Source organism: Paraburkholderia sp. GV068 (genome assembly GCF_003058125.1).
Taxonomy (GTDB): Bacteria; Pseudomonadota; Gammaproteobacteria; order Burkholderiales; family Burkholderiaceae; genus Paraburkholderia; species Paraburkholderia graminis.
Window position 1 is genome coordinate 105825 of the sequence record NZ_QBUB01000002.1, and the last position, 19302, is coordinate 125126.

The 19302-nt window shown below is 64.7% G+C and carries 20 protein-coding genes; 3 read left to right on the forward strand and 17 right to left on the reverse strand.

Annotated features, from left to right (window positions below; all coding sequences use genetic code 11):
• Positions 1-8 precede the first annotated feature (8 nt).
• From C8K18_RS05365 to C8K18_RS05405, 10 genes are all read right to left on the reverse strand, one after another.
• Positions 9-887 (reverse strand): ABC transporter permease, encoded by an 879-nt coding sequence (locus C8K18_RS05365; RefSeq protein ID WP_006049547.1) that lies wholly within the window; start codon positions 885-887, stop codon positions 9-11.
• On the reverse strand, positions 884-1723 hold the full coding sequence (locus C8K18_RS05370; RefSeq protein WP_006049548.1) for an ABC transporter ATP-binding protein: 840 nt from the start codon (positions 1721-1723) through the stop codon (positions 884-886). Before C8K18_RS05370 ends, C8K18_RS05365 begins: the two co-directional genes overlap by 4 nt.
• 84 nt (positions 1724-1807) lie before the next feature.
• Positions 1808-2869, reverse strand: a complete 1062-nt coding sequence (locus C8K18_RS05375; RefSeq protein ID WP_107706877.1) for an ABC transporter substrate-binding protein — start codon at positions 2867-2869, stop codon at positions 1808-1810.
• A gap of 77 nt (positions 2870-2946) precedes the next feature.
• The gene (locus tag C8K18_RS05380; protein WP_107706878.1) at positions 2947-3873 is read right to left on the reverse strand and encodes a TauD/TfdA family dioxygenase; all 927 of its coding nucleotides are present in this window, start codon (positions 3871-3873) and stop codon (positions 2947-2949) included.
• A gap of 155 nt (positions 3874-4028) precedes the next feature.
• Complete coding sequence (locus C8K18_RS05385; RefSeq protein WP_107706879.1) at positions 4029-4589, reverse strand: c-type cytochrome; 561 nt, start codon at positions 4587-4589, stop codon at positions 4029-4031.
• Positions 4582-5877 carry a sulfite dehydrogenase gene (gene soxC / locus C8K18_RS05390; protein ID WP_053860008.1) on the reverse strand — a complete coding sequence of 432 codons (1296 nt, stop codon included), beginning with the start codon at positions 5875-5877 and terminating at the stop codon, positions 4582-4584. Before soxC ends, C8K18_RS05385 begins: the two co-directional genes overlap by 8 nt.
• 125 nt (positions 5878-6002) lie before the next feature.
• A complete protein-coding gene (locus tag C8K18_RS05395) occupies positions 6003-7346 on the reverse strand; it encodes an ATP-binding protein (RefSeq protein ID WP_107706880.1) in 1344 nt (447 codons plus the stop codon).
• Positions 7343-8083 carry a response regulator gene (locus tag C8K18_RS05400; RefSeq protein ID WP_006049554.1) on the reverse strand — a complete coding sequence of 247 codons (741 nt, stop codon included), beginning with the start codon at positions 8081-8083 and terminating at the stop codon, positions 7343-7345. Before C8K18_RS05400 ends, C8K18_RS05395 begins: the two co-directional genes overlap by 4 nt.
• Positions 8084-8090: 7 nt before the next feature.
• Positions 8091-8213: a hypothetical protein gene (locus C8K18_RS33615; protein WP_006049555.1), complete on the reverse strand. Its 123-nt coding sequence runs from the start codon at positions 8211-8213 to the stop codon at positions 8091-8093.
• On the reverse strand, positions 8210-8581 hold the full coding sequence (locus C8K18_RS05405) for a GFA family protein (protein ID WP_006049556.1): 372 nt from the start codon (positions 8579-8581) through the stop codon (positions 8210-8212). Before C8K18_RS05405 ends, C8K18_RS33615 begins: the two co-directional genes overlap by 4 nt.
• Before the next feature lie 63 nt (positions 8582-8644).
• Here C8K18_RS05405 and C8K18_RS33620 point away from each other — a divergent pair, with 63 nt between their 5' ends.
• Both C8K18_RS33620 and C8K18_RS05415 read left to right on the forward strand, forming a co-directional pair.
• Positions 8645-9205, forward strand: coding sequence for a DUF4148 domain-containing protein (locus C8K18_RS33620; protein WP_244231036.1), 561 nt, complete (start codon positions 8645-8647; stop codon positions 9203-9205).
• A 71-nt stretch (positions 9206-9276) separates the two neighbouring features.
• Complete coding sequence (locus tag C8K18_RS05415; protein WP_006049558.1) at positions 9277-9693, forward strand: organic hydroperoxide resistance protein; 417 nt, start codon at positions 9277-9279, stop codon at positions 9691-9693.
• A 90-nt stretch (positions 9694-9783) separates the two neighbouring features.
• Here C8K18_RS05415 and C8K18_RS05420 read toward each other — a convergent pair whose 3' ends face one another.
• The 3 genes from C8K18_RS05420 to C8K18_RS05430 form a co-directional block, all read right to left on the reverse strand.
• On the reverse strand, positions 9784-10119 hold the full coding sequence (locus C8K18_RS05420) for a DUF190 domain-containing protein (RefSeq protein ID WP_107706882.1): 336 nt from the start codon (positions 10117-10119) through the stop codon (positions 9784-9786).
• A complete protein-coding gene (locus C8K18_RS05425) occupies positions 10116-10823 on the reverse strand; it encodes a protein-L-isoaspartate(D-aspartate) O-methyltransferase (RefSeq protein WP_107706883.1) in 708 nt (235 codons plus the stop codon). The genes C8K18_RS05420 and C8K18_RS05425 overlap by 4 nt, the downstream gene beginning before the upstream one ends.
• A gap of 175 nt (positions 10824-10998) precedes the next feature.
• Positions 10999-11454 (reverse strand): SRPBCC family protein, encoded by a 456-nt coding sequence (locus C8K18_RS05430; RefSeq protein WP_006049561.1) that lies wholly within the window; start codon positions 11452-11454, stop codon positions 10999-11001.
• A 186-nt stretch (positions 11455-11640) separates the two neighbouring features.
• On the opposite strand from C8K18_RS05430, the gene C8K18_RS05435 reads away from it, so the two are divergent.
• Positions 11641-12525, forward strand: coding sequence for an endonuclease/exonuclease/phosphatase family protein (locus C8K18_RS05435; protein ID WP_107706884.1), 885 nt, complete (start codon positions 11641-11643; stop codon positions 12523-12525).
• Positions 12526-12558: 33 nt separating this feature from the next.
• On the opposite strand, the gene C8K18_RS05440 is transcribed toward C8K18_RS05435, so the two are convergent.
• The 4 genes from C8K18_RS05440 to C8K18_RS05455 all read right to left on the reverse strand — a co-directional run bounded on the left by C8K18_RS05440 (position 12559) and on the right by C8K18_RS05455 (position 18726).
• On the reverse strand, positions 12559-12867 hold the full coding sequence (locus C8K18_RS05440; protein ID WP_006049563.1) for a hypothetical protein: 309 nt from the start codon (positions 12865-12867) through the stop codon (positions 12559-12561).
• A 92-nt stretch (positions 12868-12959) separates the two neighbouring features.
• Positions 12960-13364 (reverse strand): hypothetical protein, encoded by a 405-nt coding sequence (locus C8K18_RS05445; RefSeq protein WP_107706885.1) that lies wholly within the window; start codon positions 13362-13364, stop codon positions 12960-12962.
• Positions 13365-13609: 245 nt separating this feature from the next.
• Positions 13610-14440: an OmpA family protein gene (locus C8K18_RS05450; RefSeq protein WP_035569616.1), complete on the reverse strand. Its 831-nt coding sequence runs from the start codon at positions 14438-14440 to the stop codon at positions 13610-13612.
• 44 nt (positions 14441-14484) lie between these two features.
• Positions 14485-18726 carry a YadA-like family protein gene (locus C8K18_RS05455; protein WP_107706886.1) on the reverse strand — a complete coding sequence of 1414 codons (4242 nt, stop codon included), beginning with the start codon at positions 18724-18726 and terminating at the stop codon, positions 14485-14487.
• Positions 18727-19302: the final 576 nt, after the last annotated feature.

Sequence of the window (19302 nt, forward strand, 5' to 3'; positions counted from 1 at the left end):
TCGCATGACTAGTGCTGCACGCCCCAGCGCCGCACCGTCACCCGTTCCAACGTATCGAACACGAGATGTTCGATCAAGAGCCCGATCACGATTACCGCTGCAAGTCCCGCGAAAACGCGGTCCGTGTAAAGCTCGTTGCGATTCTGGAAAATGTACCAGCCGAGTCCGCCGTTGCCGGAACTCGCGCCGAATACCAGCTCGGCCGCGATCAGCGTGCGCCACGCAAACGCCCAGCCCACCCGCAAGCCGGCGAGAATCGACGGCAACGCGGCCGGCATCAGAATCAGCAGTACGTGGCGCATTCCCGTCAGGCCGTAGTTGCGTCCGGTCATGCGCAGCGTCGCCGGGACCGACTGGAAACCTGAGTACGTGTTGAGCGCGAGCGGCCACAGTACCGAATGCACGAGCACGAATAACAGACTGCCGGTGCCGAGACCGAACCAGAGCAACGCGATCGGCAACAGCGCGATGGAAGGCAGCGGGTTGAACATCGCAGTGAGCATCGACAGCAAATCGCGGCCCACACGCGTCGACACAGCCAGCGACGTCAGCACGAACGCAAGCGCCGCACCCAGCAGATAACCGCGCAGCAGCACGGACATCGACACCGCCGTTTTTTGCAGCAATTCGCCGGACAACACGCCCTGCACGAACGCGATGAAAGTCGCGCCGAAGGTGGGCAGCAGCAGATCGTTGTTGACCACGCGCGCGGCGATTTCCCACACGGCGATCAGCACCAGCGCGATCAGCACCTTGCGCACCCAGCTTTGCGCGAAGACGCGTTTGCCGAGCGGCAATGGCGCTTCGAGCACGATGTCGCCAGGCGGTTCGAGCGGGCGTTCGTATTCGTCGCGAATCGGCGGCAATAAAGTGGCGGGCGAACTCATTGCGCGGCCTCCGTCTCTTCGAACAACAGGCGATGAATACGCGCGACGCTGCGTTGAAAATCGTTGCGCCCGAAACTGTCGTGCGAGTACTGGTGACTGTTCAACTCGGCACGCACGCGGCCCGGATGCGGCGACAACAGCAGAATGCGGTTTCCCACGATCAGCGCTTCCTCAATCGAATGAGTCACGAACAGCAGCGTGAAATTCACTTCTTCCCATAAACGCAGCAGTTCTTCCTGCATCTTGCGGCGCGTCAATGCGTCGAGCGCGGCGAACGGTTCATCCATCAGCAAGACGCGCGGCTGCATCGCGAGCGCGCGCGCAATTGCCACGCGCTGCTTCATGCCGCCCGACAAGGTGTGCGGATACGCATTCGCAAACGCAGCGAGGCCGACCTTGTCGAGATAATGCAAAGCGCGCTCATTTGCTTCGGCACGCGCAAGCTTCTTCGCGACGCGCAGCGGAAAGGCCACGTTTTGCAGCACCGTTTTCCACGGCGGCAACTGATCGAACTCCTGGAATACGACGATGCGATCGGCGCCAGGACCGCGCACGATCTGACCGTCGAGCGAGATGGTGCCCGAGCTCGGCTCGATGAAACCGCCCACGGCCTTCAGCAACGTCGACTTGCCGCAGCCCGACGGCCCGAGCAGCACGAAGCGATCGCCGCCGTAGACGTCGAAGCTGACCTCGTGCGTCGCGCGGACAATGCGCTCGCGCGTGCGGTATTCGAGGCTGACGTTCTCCACTGCGAGCAGTTTTTCGCTGACGGCGGGACCGCTGCGCACGGCGCGGTCAGCGCGTTCGGGAAAGAGTAGCGTGGGATTAGCCACCATCGGATCGCTCCCAGGTTGCGGATTGCGCGAGCGGCTCACCACCGCCCCGCACTCCGCTGAAGTTAGAAACACGAAGCGCCATGCTTAACTGCCTGCCGCGGTTGCCGGGTCGTCGAAGAAATAGTCTTTCCACGACTTCGGCTCGTTTTTGATCGCCCCCACGCGATACATGAACTGCGCGAGACCGAGCGTGTTTTGCGGCGCGATCTTGAACTCCACTTGCGGATCCTTGATGATCTTCAGGAGCAGCGCGCGATCGATTTTCGACTTGTTTACGCGCAGATAAATATCGGCGGCGGCGTCCGGATTCGCGGCAATAAAACGCGATGCGTCGGCGAGTGCATCGACGAACGCGCGGTACGTTTTCGGATTGCCGTCGCGGAATTTTTCCGTCGCATAGAGAACCGTTGCGGAACTCGGGCCACCGAGCACATCGTAGGAATTCAGCACGATATGCGCCTTCGGATTGCCCGCGAGTTCCTGATCCTGAAACGGCGGATTGCCGAAGTGACCGGTAATTTCCGTGCCGCCCGCGATGATCGCCGCCGCCGCATCAGGATGCGGCAGCGCCTGCGTGTACTTGTCGAGGCGGTTGTATTCCTTGTCGCCCCAGCGCTTCGCGGCCGCGTATTGCAACACGCGCGACTGCACCGACACATTTACCGCCGGCACAGCGATGCGGTCTTTCGCGCCGAAATCGGCAATCGTCTTCACGTCCGGATTGTTGCTCACGAGGTAGTACGGCAGATTGCCGAGCGAAGCGACGCCCTTCACATTCTGCTTGCCGTGCGTGCGGTCCCAGATGGTCAGCAACGGGCCCACGCCCGCGCCGGCGACATCCACGGCGCCCGACAGCAAGGCGTCGTTGACGGCGGCCCCGCCCGAGAGCTGCACCCAATCCACCTTGATGTCGAGGCCCTGCTTGCGCCCTTGCTTTTCGATGAACTGCTGATCGCGCGCGACGTTCAGCAGCAGATAGACAATGCCGAACTGTTCGGCAATGCGGATCTGTCCTTCGGCATGCGCGGGTATAGCGGCGCTCATGCCGGCCGCGCCGATAGAAACGGCGAGCAACGTCGCGGTGAAACGACGCTTGAAATGATTGACTGTATGACTGAAAGCGGTCGAATGAAACCTGGCGAACATCGAAACTCCGATCGGCGAGTGGCGTTTAAGTATTTGAGTTGTGTGAATGGCACGGCGCGCTGGTTGCGCGCAAAAGATCAGAAAGGCACGTCGCCTTCGATCGTCGTGCGATACAGCTTGCGCCGCTGGTCATCCGGCGTGCCGGCCGCGAGGTGCATCAACGAACGGTTGTCCCAGAACACCATGTCGTGTTCCGCCCAGCGATGCCGGTACACATGTTCGGCGCGCACGCTGTGCGCGAAGAGTTCTTCGAGCAATTGCCGGCTTTCGTCTTCGGGCAAGCCGATTACACGCGTCGTGAAATGCTCGCTCACGAACAGCGCCTTGCGCCCCGTCTCCGGATGCGTCCGCACGATCGGATGCACGACCGGCTTCACTTGCGCGATCTGCTCAGGCGACAGATTCGGCCGCCACGGGCTGCGCTTTTGCAGTTCGGCGTACTTCGCGAGATACGTGTGTTCGGCCGTGCGTCCTTCGACCGCGCTGCGCAGATGCGCGGGCAAGGTGTCCCACGCGAGATGCATGTTGGCAAACAGCGTGTCGCCGCCTTCGGCCGGCAATTCCTGCGCATGCAGCAAGGAACCGAGGCTCGGTTTTTCCTTGTAGGACAGATCGGAATGCCAGTAATGACCGGCATCGCCGAGACCGATTGGCTTGCCGTTTTCGACGATATTCGACACCACCAGCACTTCCGGATAGTCCGGCAACTGGAACTGATGCAGCACATGGATCTGCAACGGACCGAAGCGGCGGCTGAAAGCAATCTGCTCGTCCGGCGTAATGCGCTGATCGCGAAACACCAGCACGTGATAGTCGAGATGCGCGCGATGAATGCGCGCGAAATCCGCCTGGGCAAGCGGCTTGCTCAGATCGAGGCCGAGCACTTCGGCGCCGAGCGGGCCGTCGAAAGCGCGAATCTCGATGGGCTGATCGGCAATGGCGCCGCCGGCGGCGTGGGAATCGTGAGAATGCTGGGCGGCGGTGGAAGCAAAGGCTGTCGTCACGGGAAACTCTTCGTCGTATCGGGTCGCAGTCAGATGAATGTACCGGCGCGCGCACCCGACGACAACGAAGCAAATCCGATACGTTTATCTGCTGGAGTGATAAACCCGATGTTTTAACGCGCGACGACGCGCACGAGCGATATTACGGCTCCATGTCAGAGCTGGCCCGGACGCGGATCGGGCACGAAGCCATCGCGATTCGGCATCGCGACGCGCGGCAGCGATGCCGCGTCGAGCCGCGTGTCCGCGGGCACAATGCCGTTCTGGTTCAGCAGAAACGCGCTGACCGCATAGACCTCGTCGGCGGAAAGGGATTCGGGCGCGTTGTACGGCATCGCGCGGCGAATATAGTCGAAGAGCGTCGTGGCGTACGGCCAGTAGCTGCCCACGGTGCGCTTCGGCTTCGCGCCCGACAACGTGCCTAGGCCGCCCACGAGCGGGTCGCCGAGACCGCCCTCGCCGCGCGCGCCGTGACACGCCGCGCATTTCGTGGCGAACACGCGCGCGCCGGTGGCCACGTCGCCGCTCCCGGCGGGCAGGCCGCGCCCGTCGGGTGCGATGTCGATGTTCCAGGCAGCGATGGTCGTTTCGTTAAGCGGCGTGCCGATGCCGTAGGTCGCGCTTGCATCGCGGGAATCGGGCTTGATGGACGAGCAAGCGGCGAGCGTCGTCATGAAAACAAGCGCGGCGATGCGCGTCGAAGGGCGTTCACGCATTGCGCACCTCGCCGCTCGCATCCACGCGCCATTGCTGGATCGCGTTGTAGTGGTACTGCGAATTCAGGCCGCGCGCGGCGACGAGTTGCGCGCGCGTGGGCTGCACGTAGCCGGTGGAATCGGTGGCGCGCGAAAGTATCTCGGCCGGCGCGCCGTCCCAGCGCCAATCCGCTTCGAAACGAGTCAGCGCACGGTCGCGTGCCGCGCCATCAAGACGCGCGAGCCGCCATGACGCGCCGCCATCGGTGGAAACTTCGACTTTGCGGATCGTGCCGCGCCCCGACCACGCAATGCCGCTAATCGCGTAATAACCGTGCGTGGTGAGACGATGCCCCGGCGACGGCCGCGTGATGACCGACTTCGCATCCATCTCGAACACGAACTGACGCGCGGTGCCGTTCGCGAGCAGGCTGGTATATTTCGACGTCTCCTCGCGCGTTTGCAGCGGCGCGTCGACCACTTTGAGTCTGCGCAGCCACTTCACATTGGTATTGCCCTCGAAGCCGGGCACGATGAGCCGCAACGGATAACCGTTCTCGGGCCGCAAGCGTTCGCCGTTCTGCGCATAGACCACGAGCGCGCGCTCGAGTATGCGATCGAGCGGCAGGCTGCGCGTCATCGCGGCGGCGTCCGCGCCTTCCGCGAGCAGCCACGCGCCGCCGTTAGCGTTGCTTTGCACGGACACGCCGCCGACCTCTTCCAGCAACGTGGAAAGACGCACGCCTGTCCACTCGCAACACGACAGCAGACCGTGCGTCAGTTGCACCGGCAAGCCGCTCGGACCGTTCCATTCGCTGCCGGTATTGCCGGAACATTCGAGGAAGTGGATGCGCGACTCCGCCGGCAGCCGCAGCAGGTCGTCCATCGTGAAGAGCTTCGGCGTGCGCACGAGGCCGTGAATCGCGAGCCGATGCTGATCGGCGTCGATGTCGGGCACGCCGCCGTGATGACGTTCGTAGACGAGGCCGTTCGGCGTGATCGTGCCATGCAGATCCGCAAGCGGCGTCATCGACGAAGCCGCGCCGGGCAGCGGCCATTGGCGGGCACTTCGGCGCACGACGCCGGCTTCGCGCGGCGACGGCACGCCATACGGATGCTCGAGCACCGGCGCGCCCGGCACACGGCTCGACGGCGCGACTTCGAGCGGCCTGAGCAGTTCGCCCGCTGCTGCCGCCGCGCCTTGCGACGCGACCAGACCGCCCGCCGCAAGACGGCCGAGCAGACGGCGGCGGCTACGCGACGAAGGTGGATCGGGCGGCAGATTTAACGGCGTGTTGCTTTGGCTCATTGCGGCAGCGGCGCTTCATGGAGAAGTCGACGATGCTAGCAATGCGATGCGCCGCGGCAAAACGATCAATCGTGATATGCATTGCAGCGAATGCGGGCTTTCGCTTTATTCGCTACTGGCCACGCTCACTCGACCGTAGCCGGCGACGCCTTCACGAGATTGCGCAGCGTGAGCCTCGCCTCCAGCCCGCCGCCGGCGCGATTATGAAGTTCGAGCGTGGCATCCATCGCAAGCGCGAGTTGGCGCGCGATCGCAAGGCCAAGCCCTGTGCCGCCCGTTTGCCGATTGCGCGATCCTTCGATTCTGTAGAACGGCTGGAACACATCTTCCAGCGAATCGGCGGGAATGCCCGGGCCGCGATCGAGCACGGAGATGGTGGCGTGCTTGTCCGGCGACATCGCGATCTCGATCTGCGCCGCGCCGCCGAACTTCAGCGCGTTATCCACCAGATTACCGACGATGCGCCGCAGCGCCTGCGGCCGCGTCATCAGCGGCATGTCGAAGCGGCCATGCAGTGACACGGCCTGGTCGGCATCCACGTAATCGCAAACGAGGCTGTCGAACAGCGCATCGGGATCGATGCGGCACGGCGTTTCGGTCGCGCCGTGCAGCGTGCGCGCATACGTGACGCCTTCTTTCACGAGCGCTTCCATCTCCTGCAAATCCTGGCGCAGCTTCGCGCCTTCGGCTTCGGCGTCCATCATGTCGACGCGCAAACGCATGCGCGTGATCGGCGTTTGCAGATCGTGCGAAATGGCCGCGAGAATCTGCATGCGTTCGGTGACGTACATCGCAATGCGTTCCTGCATGGCGTTGAAAGCGCGGGCCGCGCGCGCGATTTCGGAAGGCCCGGTTTCGCTGAGACGCCCGGCCTTGAGATCGGGGCCGAGCGCATCGGCGGCGACCGCCAACTCGTTGAGCGGACGCGTGGCCGTGCGCACCGCGAACCAGCAGCAGCCGAGCAGCACCGCGAGTTCCAGCAGCAGCACGAGCGGCAACCAGCGCGACAGCGGCGCGCCGGACATCGGCCGCATGTCGATGGTGAGCGGCGAGCCGTCGCTGAGCTTCAGATGAACCTGCAGCCGTTCGCGCTCGCCCGGCACCGCATTCACCGTGAGCGGGTAGTTCGTGCCGATGCCATCCGCGATGGAGCGCGCGACGCGCGCCGACAGGTTCGCATCCACCGGGCCGCCGCTCACGCCGGGGCCCAGCATGAACTCGTAACTGCGCCGCGCGAGACGCGGCAGCCATTGAGCGCGTTCGTTAGCGGGCAGATGATCGAGCAGCGCGACCGAACTCACGACCTCGCGTTCGATGTAACCCATCATCACGTTCGTCATGGTCTGGTCGCGTTCGGTCATGGTGAGCCAGAACGACAGCGCCTGCGCCGACGCGAGTCCGACGAAGAGAATCAACGTCAACCTCGCGAACAGCGTGCGCGGCCAGTGCAGCGACCGAAGAAATGTCATTGCGGGTCCCCGATCACGTTCACGGCCGCGGAAAACACATAGCCTTCGCTGCGCAGCGTCTTGATGTAACGCGGCTCGCGCGCCTCGTCGCGCAAGCGCTGACGCAGACGGCTTACCATCAGATCGATCGAGCGGTCGAATTGATCGGCCTGACGGCCTTGCGTGAGATTGAGCAGTTGATCGCGTGTCAACACGCGCTGCGGATTGTCGAGGAATACGCGCAGCAAGCGGTATTCGGCGCCGCTTAGCGCGACCATCGTGCCTTCGGCGTCGAGCAGATGACGCGCCGTGGTGTCGAGCCGCCAGTCGCCGAAGCCGAGCATTTGCGCGCTTTCCGTTACCTGCATGCCGGGCGGCAGCATGCGCGCGCGGCGCAGCACCGCGCGAATGCGCGCGAGCAGTTCGCGCACCGCAAAGGGCTTGGGCAGATAGTCGTCGGCGCCCATTTCGAGGCCGAGAATGCGGTCCGCTTCTTCATTGCGCGCGGTGAGCATCAGCACGGGCACCGTGCGAAATTTGCCCGCGCGCAGTTCGCGGCATAGCACGAGGCCGTCTTCGCCGGGCATCATCAGATCGAGCACGATCAGGTCGGGTGCGCCCTGCTCGAGAGCGGCGCGCATTTGCCGCCCGTTGGCCGCGAGCGAAACCCGCATGCCGTTCTTCTCCAGATAGCCGGCGATCAGTTCGCGAATGCCGCGGTCGTCGTCGACGATCAGTACGTGGTCGATCGTGTCCATGAATGGATCATCTCTTTTGACGTTTCACCTGCACCCGGCTCGCGCACAGCATCGAACACTGGACCGGATGCGCCCATTCGGCCGCCACACCGCCCGCGATGAACGCGATGATTGCAAGCAGCCGCTTCATGCGTCCTCCACGACGGAAAGACTGGCGCCGTCGGAAAGACCGGCATCCAGCGTATACGGATCGATCCCTTCCAGGCAACCGATATTGACGCGCCACAGCTTCGCGTCCCGGCGCGTCTGATGAAACGGATAAATACCGCAGTGCCTGCAGAAGAAATGCTTCGCGACGCGCGTGTTGAACTGATACAGCGTGAGCGCGTCCTCGCCTTGCGTGATCGTCAACCGGCCGGCCTCGAACGGCGGGCTCATCAGCGCGCCCTTGCGGCGGCACAGGCTGCAATTGCAGCGCGCGGCGGGCGCAAGCGGTGTCCTGACCTCGAATTTGACGGAGCCGCAGTGGCAGCTTCCCTTTAGCGTTTCGGTGTTCATCAGCATCTCCGTGACTCTCGATGCCTGCTTTATAACGCGCGTCCGACCGCGGTTTATGTCGCAATGTATCCGAACCTGTATCTGACACAAAACATTGCACCGGTGCGCTCTAGCTGGGTTGGCCCGCGTTCGGCCGCGTTCGCCCGCGTTTCGCCATTTCGCGGCGCGCGGCGTCGATCTATTTGTATCGCACTGTATATGCGGCGCCGCGAGATACACAGCATTGCAATACGCCGCTTCGCCGACACAAGCCAGATACCCGGCGCGACTCTAATCTCATCAACGACGGATTCGAGGCCACGCCAGATGTTGCGATGCGGACATCGCCGCTCTTCGGCAAGCCTCGCTGAAACCCGACGGATGCTTGGCTTCCTACCTATTCTGGAGAACGACATGAAAGTTTCGATGATCGCTTTGGCTCTGGCTGTTTCCGCTACGACGCTTCCGGCTTTTGCCGCCAATCCCGCCGCTGCCGTGAGCAACGTCGACGGGCAGCACACGCAGCAATGGACGCCGGCGCAGAACACTGCCGCGAAGAGCCGCTTCGAGGTTCGCCAGGAACTGGCGCGTGCGACGAAAAGCGGCGAGTTGGCATCGCTGAACAAGATTTATCAAGGGAGCTAAAGCGGGCTGCTAAGCGGCCACGCTCTTGGTACTTTTCCTTATCTACCGACTTATTACCGACGAAATCGATCATGACCCAATCAGACAAAGTGCTGTACACCGGCAAGACCCACACCACCGGCGGACGCGATGGTGCGTCGCGCAGTTCGGACGGCCGGCTCGACGTCAAGCTCGGCTCGCCCGGCGCATCCGCGACCGGCACGAACCCCGAGCAGATGCTGGCCGCAGGGTGGTCCGCGTGCTTCATCGGCGCAATGGGTATCGCAGCGAAGACGCTGGGAGTCGCACTGCCCGCCGAAACGGCCGTCGACGCCGAAATCGATCTGGCAATGAACAATAGCGGCTATTTTCTGCGTGCGCGGCTCAATGTCAGCCTGCCCGGAATCGAACGCGAAACTGCGCAGAAGGTCACCGATATGGCGCACCAGACGTGTCCGTATTCGAAGGCGACGCGCGGCAACATCGACGTGGTGATTACTGTGGTTTGATGGCGACTGCGTGTGGCTCGCTGCATGACGCCGGCGCTCTTTGCGGAGCGCCGGCGTGTTTCGCTTTGCGTCTGCACCGCAGCGAGCGCGCTACGGTGCTACGTTCCCATCGTCATCGCCGGTTACACCGAATTCCACGGGCGTCTTCACGTAGAACAGATGCACGTCCTCAGCGCGCAGGCGCTCGAATAACCTGGCGGCTTCGTCGCTCGTTACTGCCATCACGACCGATAACGGCTGATCCGCCAGCTCGAAAAAATGCGCCGAATGCACACGATGATGGTGGCCGATACCCTCGCTCGCCGGTATCACGGTCGCGCCGCGCAGACCGAGTTCGCCGGCGAGAACGACGAGCCAGTCGGCCATCGGCTTGCCGCGATGCCGCCGATCCTGCTGCGTGAAAAAAGTGATCTGATAGCCGTTCATGGCGACGTCTCCTGGATGCGCTGCGGCGCCGTGCCGTCCGATTGCGCCGCATCGGGCGCGGGCCACGCGTCGGCGCCGACGAGCGGCACGAAGCTCACTTCGCCGAGCGAGCAGCTTTCGTAGTCGTCCTCGCTGCGGCGCACGAGTTTGACGAGCTTCTGATAGTGCCGCTCGCGGCCGACCGGCATCACGATCCGGCCGCCGATCGCGAGCTGTTTGCGCCATATCCCCGGAATATGCGGGCCGCCCGCTGCGGCGATGATCGCGTCGTACGGCGCATGTTCCGCGAGTCCCGCCGTGCCGTCGCCGAGATAAACGGTCACGTTCGAAATGTTCAGCCGCGCGAGAATGTCGCGCGCCATCGCGACCAGGTCCGCGTGACGTTCGATTGAATGGACATGCGCGGAAAGCGCGGCCGCGACGGCAGCCGCGTAGCCGGAGCCGGTGCCAACGTCGAGCACGATGTCGGCGGACGAAAGCTCCGCGGCCTCGATCATCGTCGCGACGATCGCCGGCTGCGAGATGGTCTGATCGTTGCCGATGGGCAGCGGCCTGTCTTCGTAAGCGAGATCGCGCAGACAGTCGGGCACGAACGCTTCGCGCGGCACGCGGCGCATCGCATCCAGCACACGTGAATCGCAAATGCCGCGGCGGACGAGCTGCCGCTCCACCATCCGCTCGCGGGCCTCGTTGAAATCGCTCATGGCCACCTCCGTCTTGCAGCCGACGCCCGTTCGTCTGCGTGCCGCGTTGCAGCAGAAACCGCAGCGCACGCATCGACACGTTTGCCGGCGAATGCGGGACCTACATTCAGTCTACGCGCAGAACGAGTCCGACAAAACGGGCGGCGAAGATGGCATTAAACGGTGGACGTGCCCGTCAAACCGGCTCGGCCGGAATCTCCGGTTCGACCAGCTTCGCGAGTTGCATCAGCGATTCCTGCCAGCCGAGGTAGCACATCTCCACCGGAATCACCTCGGGCACGCCTTCCTGAAGAATCGAGACTTCGGTGCCGCACAGCACCGTGCGGAAGGTGATCGTCGCGGACATTTCGCCGGGGAGATTAGGATCGTCGAAGCGGTCGGTATAGCGGATTTTCTCGTTCGGCACGAGTTCGACGTACTCGCCGCCGAACGAGTGGCTGTGGCCGGTGCCGAAGTTGCGAAACGACATCTTGTAGGTGCCGCCCACGTGCCCTTCGAAGTGATGGACCTGGCAAGTAAAGCCATACGGAGGCAGCCATTTCGCGAGCGCGTCCGGTTCGAGGAACGCCCGATAAACGCGTTCGGCAGGCGCGCGCAGCACGCGGTGGAGTTTGATGGTTCCGGTAGTCATGGTAAGCCGCCTTTCGGTTGAGAAGTTGGACACACTGCTACGACGATTCGACGGCAGCGGAATCGACACGATGCGCGATAAAAATCGTCACGCGTTGTGGGTGCCGTTACGTCGGCCGGACACCGCGGACGGCTCGACTCGCCTCTGAGCGATAGACTACCAACACAGCTCTTGCAGGAGAATCTCATGCGGCTCGTCGACTGGAATATTCAGTGGGGGCGCGGCGTGGATGGCCGCGTCGATCTCGCCCGCATCGTGCGCGAGGCGCGCGCGCTGTGCGATTTCGACATCATGTGCATGCAGGAAGTGACGCGCGGCTTTCATGAGCCGCAGCAGATGGGCGGACTGGCCGGTGGGCCCAGCGCCGATCAGTTCGCCGAACTCGCCGCGTTGCTGCCCGGCATGACCGTAATCGACGCGATCGGCTCGGACCTTCCGGGCGTCGGCGGTGGCGTCGGCGGCGGCAAGCAGCGGCGGCAGTTCGGCAACGCGATCGTCACGCGTCTGCCGGTCAGGCAGGTACTGCGCCACTCGCTGCCGTGGCCCGCCGACCCCGCGAAGCCGTCGATGCTGCGCGTCGCGCTCGAGGCCGTGATCGATACCGACGTCGGCCCGTTGCGCGTGATCAGCACGCACCTGGAGTTTTATTCGGAAACGCAGCGGCTCGCGCAGGTCGAGAGGCTGCGCGAGCTGCATCAGGAAGCATGCGGGCACGCGCGCCGCCCGGCGCGCGCCGAGAAGCAGGACAGCCCATTCGCCGACACGGGGCGTCCGATGAGCGCAATCGTCTGCGGCGACTTCAACAGCGCGTTCGAAAGCGCCGCGTATCGCAAGATGCTCGAGCCGATTGCCGGCGCGCCCGCATTCGCCGACGCCTGGACGCTCGCGCACGGCAACGACGCACGCGCCGCGACGGTCGGCCTGTACGACCGCGAGCAATGGCCGGACGGACCGTTTGCCTGCGACTTCGTGTTCGTCACCGAAGACCTTGCGCCGCGCGTCGTGAGTTGCGAGGTCGACGCGCACAGCCGGTCGTCGGATCATCAGCCGATGTGGCTCGAACTGCGCTGAGCGGCAACGTACGACGAAAGCGCGGGCCGCGCGCTAGATGCGCGGCAGGTCGTCGATGCATTTTTCGATGTGGCCGTCGGGGACGTCGGTGTCGATTCCGTCATGCCCGTTGGTGTGGGAGACGGCCACGATTTTCGGCCCGAGAAAGCGCGTGCCGCCGAGCGTGAAGAGCGACCAGACAGCGTCGCCGCGACGGATCGCGGCCACCACCTGAGCGACTTCGACGATCGAGGTCGGCGACAACCAGCTGCGCGTGGCGGGGTCGACCGTGGCCCAGCGCACATGCGTGATCCGGTCGTTCGAAGGGTTGATGCGCACAGCGTCGATACCGAATGTAGCCATGATATTTCCCCCAGCACCCTGGCACTGACGATCCTAGCATGATGGTCCAAGCCGTCCGGCGGGGCAAGGGGCAGCGTTGCGGGGCTTCCGCGTCATTTGCCCGCGCCGGGAAACTCGCGGCAACCGAGCAACAGTCGGTCGCCCGGCGCCGCGCCTGGCGCAAGCGCTGCGGCGTGCGTCCGGCCGTCGCCGCACTGCCATTGCGCTGTCAGATCGCTGCGGCATGACAGGACGCCTCCACCGGCGACGTCACCGGTCAGCATGTAGGTGCAGGCTGTGCGGCCATCGCATCGACGCGCGAGGTCGAGCGTGGCGTTGCCCTCCTGCTGGCCGCAGTTTCGGCCGTAGGTTCCTGCGACGATTGTTATGGTGTTCGATGGATTCGCCTCGGCCGCAGGTGCGCCGTAGCTGGCGGACGCCTGGAATGTCAGGGATGCCAGGCATGTGGCACTCACAAGCACTCTGGCGCGCGACGCAGCGAGTCGGCGGATTTTCATGAGCGGCCTCCGGGCGGCCGGACGGCAGGGGTAAACCCATTTTAGACGCTGCCATGCGACACGCGGGGCAGCGAGACGACTAATCGAAGAAGACCAGCCAACCTGCGAAGGCGCGGCTCAATTGCCTGATTGCGGTGGCTCTGCCCGAGCACTTCGCAAATCCGGGGTACTGGCGAGCGGTCACCGGAACAACCGCTCCCCACACTACCCCCACTGCATATCACCGCAACCCCAACCACCAACCCTCACCGCTGCCCGTAAATCGCAATCGTCACCCGCCGGTCTTTCTGCAGGCAAGCAATGACGGCAGGCGTTTCACCCGGCGGGCAATGGGAAACCGGCTGCGACGATCCCGCGCCCGAAGCGCGAATGCGCTCAGCGTCGAGGCCGTGCGCCACCAGATACGCCTTCACGGTTTCGGCTCGCGCCTGCGACAGCGCACGGTTGCTCTCGTCTGAACCGATACGGTCGGTGTGGCCCACCACGTCGATGCGCGTCACGCCGTCTTCCTTGCGGATTTTCTCGATCGCGGCGTCCAGTTCGGCGCGGCCGCGCGGCAGCATCGAGTTGAGGCTCGATTTCCCGAACGGAAACAGCGCCTCGCCTTCGAACGTAAACTGTTCGAGCGCCGCCGGCTTCGCCGCGACCGGAGCGGGCGCAACCGGTGCGGCGTCACTCATCAAGTCCGCACACTGTGGATCGCGCCAGTACGTCGCGCTCACGCGCATGTTCTTGTCGAACTGCACCTGATATTGACACGACACCACCCGGTCGCCGCGACGGAAATCGAACAGGTAGTTCCAGACATGATTGCCCACGAACCACTCGTTAAAGTGCGGCGGCCCGATCAGGTCATAGAGCTGGTCCTTGTTGAGCCCGGTACTCACGTTGCGCAGGTTCGCCACGTTCACGAACGTGCCGCCGGCCGGCGACGCGGACGTGGCGTCCGGAAACTTCGGCGGCGTCTGCGGCACCGCGCATCCCTGCATGACGACGGCAGCCGCGAGGCACATCGAAAGCAGCATAGCTGGTTGTAATTTCATGATTCGCTTGTTGTCTTGTTTGAGGTTTCGCATCGGCTTGGCTACTGCGGCTAGTGCGCTTTCCGCGCCTTCCGCGCCTACCACTGATAGCCCGCGCCCATTACGGCGCCGTAGGTGCCGCGCGTGTTCGTCGAGACGGCCGCCTTGTAGACCCAGTGGTTGTTCTCCGAGATCGTGGAAACGCCGAGCGCCTGGCCCGACTGACCGCGATACACGCTGCCCGCAATCGACACCATGCTCTTGCCCGGCCCCGACGGCTGCGGCAGGCCGGCTACAGCCATCGCCGTGGCGGTGCCGCCGTCCGCGTCGCGGCGATACGAGTCGAGGTTGTTGCGCAGGCCGGCCACCTGGCTGTCCGTGTAGCTGTTCGCCTGTGACAGCGCGTTGCTCACGCTCGCGTTGAGCTGGCCGACGTTCACGGCATCGGTCGGCGCCGTGCCCGCCGCGACGTTGACGACCTGGCGGGTCGAACCTGCGGAGCCCACGGCAACCACGTTCGAGCGGCCGCCGTCGTCGCTGCCCGCACCGATTGCAGCCGATCCGCTGCCCGACGAAGTCGCGCCCGTACCCACCACCGTCGAGCCGTTGCCCGTCGCCTGCGAGCCGTTGCCGACCGCCGTGCTGTTCGAGCCCGAGGCGACGGCCCCGGAGCCGCCCGCGGACGAGTTCGTGCCCGTCGACGAGGGCGCCGTGCTGTTGCCGGTGCCCGGCGTCGACGTATAGCCACCGCCGTTATTGGTGGTGTTCTGGTTGATGAGCGTCGTGAGCTGGGAAGCGACGGCGTCGAGTTGCGAGACGTTCACGGCGTCGGTGCCGAGGCGCCCAGGGGCCAGGCCCGTGATTTGCCGGTTGCCGACGTTGATTTCCCCCGCCGACGATTGCGGACTGCTCAACCCATACGCCACGTAGTTGCTGAGCGCGCCGACCGTTGTCAGCGAGCCGGCGCCGAGCGCGATGCTGTTCGCCATCGTCGCGCTAGCTCCCGAGCCAAACGCGATGGCATCCACGGCACTGCTGCGCGCGCCCGAACCAATCGCAACGCTGCCGACGTTGGCCGCGCTCGAATTCGCGCCCTGCGCAATCGACTGTGCGCCGCCCGCCACGCTGCCGCTGCCGAGCGCTATTGCGTCGGCCTGCGCGGCGCTTGATGCCTGGCCGATCGCCACGCCGCCCGGCGCCGTCGCATCCACGACTGCGCCGTTGCCGATGCCCACGCCGTTGTCGCCGTTCACGACCGTCGTGGGGCCCACCGCGATGGACTCGGCGCCGACGGCGAGCGAGTCGGCCGCCGTCGAGTTCGCGTGGAAGTACAACTGCCCGGTCACGGCAAACGACGACAACGCGCCGGCAAGCTGACGCACCGTGACGGCGTCCTGCGCTTCAGTGCCGTCCGCGACATTGGTGAGCTGGCGATAGGTGTTCGTCGACGCATTGCCGAACGACACGGCACCGAGCAGCGTGCGATCCGACGTGTTGTAGGGAATCGAATGCGTGCCGTTGGCAATCGAACCGACGCCTGACAGCACGGCGCGATCTGATACGGAGCCCGAACCAATCGCCACGCCGTCGTCGACGGTGACACTCGACAGCGTGCCGAGCGCAAGCGAATTGGCGTTCTGCGCCGAGGCCCCATTGCCCGCGGCGAGACTCGAGGTGCCGGCCGAGACCGCGGCCGGGCCGATGGCGATGCTGTCGGTGCCCGTCGCCAGGCTGTCCGCGAGCGTCGAGCTTGCGTGGAAGTACTTGATGCCCGCGCCGTTGTTGATGTTGTCGATGGCGGTACTGTTGGCCGTCACCTGCTGGTTGGTCGCGTAGAGCTGCGAGCCGTTCACGGCGTCCGTGCTCGACTGGCTCAACTCGCCCGCGGCCACGTTCTGGATCTGCCGCGTGGCGCCCGACGTGCCCACACTCACGACGCCTGCGGGTGCGCCGCCGGCGAAGGTGTAGCTCACGCCGCCAATGGTCGCGCCCGACGTCGGCGTGGCGGCCGTGGTGGTGGAACCCGCACCCAGCGCCACGCTGTTCGCGACACTGGCGATAGCGTTGGAGCCGACGGCCACGGCGTTCGCCGCCGTCGATTGCGTGTTGCCGCCCACGGCGATTGCATCCGCGCCCGTGGCGACAGAATCGGCCAGCGTCGAATTGGCGTGGAAGTACTTGATGCCCGCGCCGTTGTTGATGTTGTCGATGGCGGTGCTGTTGGCCGTGACCTGCTGGTTCGTCGCGTAAAGCTGCGAGCCGTTCACGGCGTCCGTGCTGGACTGGCTCAACTGACCCGCGGCCACGTTCTGGATTTGCCGCTCGGCACCCAACGCGCCCACGCTCACGACGCCCGCAGGCGACGCGCCGGCGAACGAGTAGCTCACGCCGCCGATGGTCGCGCCCGAGGTGGGCGTCGACGTGGTCGTCGTGGAACTCGCACCCAGCGCGACGCTGTTGGCCACGCTCGCGTTGGCGCCCGAGCCGAGCGCGAGCCCGCGCGATGCGGCAGCCTGCACGACGGCCGTATCGCCGAGTGCAACTGAGCCCGCGCTGTTGGCCTGCGACGCGTTGCCGAGCGCGACGGAGCCTTGTCCGGTCGCCAGGTTTCCGTTACCGAGCGCGATCGCGCCCTGGCCGTTGGACGTGTTGTTCGCGCCCATCGCGATGGCGCCGTTGCCGATGGCCGAATTCGGATCGCCGATCGCCACTGCGCCGTTGCCGCTCGCCGTCTGGGCTTCGCCGAGTGCGACCGCGCCCGTGCCGCTCGTGACCTGCGAATTATGGCCGCCCGCAATGGCGCCGGTGCCGGCCGCGGCCGCGACGATGTTGTTGGCGCCGAAGGCGACCGTCATCGTGGCAAGCGCCTGTGAGCCGATGCCCATTGCCGTTGCGCCTGCCGCCGACGCGACCGCCGTATAGCCGACCGCGGTGGCGTTGTTGGCGCTTGCCGTGGTCGCGCCGCCCAACGCCGTGGTCTGCACGCCGGTGGCGAGCGCGTTGATGCCGAGGCCCGTCGCGTTCAGGGCCGTTGCATGAACGCCCGCACCCAGCGCCGTCGCGGAGGTTGCCGTGGCGCTCGCGTTGAGACCGAGCGCCGAGGTGTTGTCGACGGTTGCATTCGCGCCCGCGCCGAGCGCGACGGCCGAGGTGCCGGTCGCCCTCGCGAGATTGCCGAAGGCGCTGCTCGACAGTCCGGATGTCAGCGCGCCGACGCCCACCGCAACCGAACTGTTGCCGCTGGCCGTCGCGCCGCTGCCGAAGGCTTGAGCCGACGCGCCGCTCGCAATGGTGTTGTTGCCCATCGAGATCGCGAAGTTGCCGGTGGCCTGCGTGCCGGAGCCCGGTACACCTGCGGTGCCGCCCACGCCGATCGCAATCGCCCCAGTGCCCGACGCGCCGCTGTTCACGCCGACCGCGACGCCGGATGCGCCGCTCACCATCGCGCCCGAACCGACCGCGACACCGGCATCGCCCGCGGTGGTCGTGATCGCCTGATTGCCGATGGCGACCGACGTGCCGGCGGCCGCAGTCGACAAGGGTCCGAGGGCCGTCGCGTGATCGCCCGATGCCGTTGCCCCGGCCGCTCCCGCGAACGAAGAGGCGCCCGAAGCGTTGGCAGCGCCCGCCGCGACAGCGGCCGCGCCGGAAGCGTTGGCGAACGATCCTAACGCGGAGCTATTGGTATCGGACGCCTTGGCGCCGGGTCCTAGCGCACTGGAATTAAGCCCGGTTGCGCCTGCCGAAGTACCGTAAGCGGCAGCACCTTGAGCCGTTGCGCTGGACAGATAGCCCGTCGCAGTACTGTTGACGCCGCTCGCAACACTGGTGCTGCCGATCGATACGGCGCTGGCTCCCGACGAAACGGCGCCGAGCCCTACCGCAACGGTGCCCGTGGTGCTCGCCGTCGAGTTAATACCCACGGCCGTCGAATTGTTTCCGGAAGCCAGCGCGCCAGGTCCTAATGCGCTTGCAGAGATGCCCGTGGCGATCGCCAGGTTGCCCAACGCCGTGGAGTTCTGCTGCGAGGCAGTCGACCCTATACCGATTGCGATTGCACTGGTCGATCCGCTCGCGCTGCCGCCGTCCAACGCAAACTGCGCATGCGCGCTCGGGGCGGCGAGTCCGCTGCCCAGCAGCACCAACGCCGCCGCGGCAAGCGATGGCATGGCACGACCACGGCTGCGCGCGTCGGTTGCGTCGCTGCTTGCAGCCGCGGCGCAGACATTGACGACGCCCGCAGACGCGCCTTTGCCCTTGCCGTTGGCCCGGTCGAGTTCGGACGCGGCGACGAAGGCGCCGAGCGCCGCGTTCCACACAGTGCGGTAAGTTCGATTCATAGATTTCCCTGCCTGTAAGCGGCGTGTTCCACACAGACGCATCACGCACTCATGGCAGCTTGAATCTGCATAAGTGCGATAAACGTCTGCCGAGCTAAATAAATAACCGTTTGTTATCGATGAATGAGGTCCTCGCCTCGAATAATTCGAGTCGAACGAATAACGTCAGACAGGGGCGAGCAAAAATACCGGCAATCCGATCGATTGCGTATTTTTTAAGCGCTGGTTGTCGTAATTCCGTTACCTGAATCAGGCGAGAACCCGGTGAAACATAGAGTAAGGGATAGGCCGATGGAAAAGAGAGCGGACAATATTGAACAATTGTCACTGAAATGTGACAAAGTTGAACGGGCATGCCGACAGTCACGGCTGGCCTGCCTCGTCGGGCGCCGGGAAAGTCAAGAAACAGGCCGGCGCATGTCACATTTGACGTTTTTTTGTGCAGCCGGATTAATGCGGACTGATTGTTTATCCGTAATTCTCGAACCGATCGAAATGCGAATTCTTTAAGCGCAAGATGCAATTGGCGTACCGCGCCATATATCGCGGCGCGATCCGGTTTGTCCCAAAGGTTTT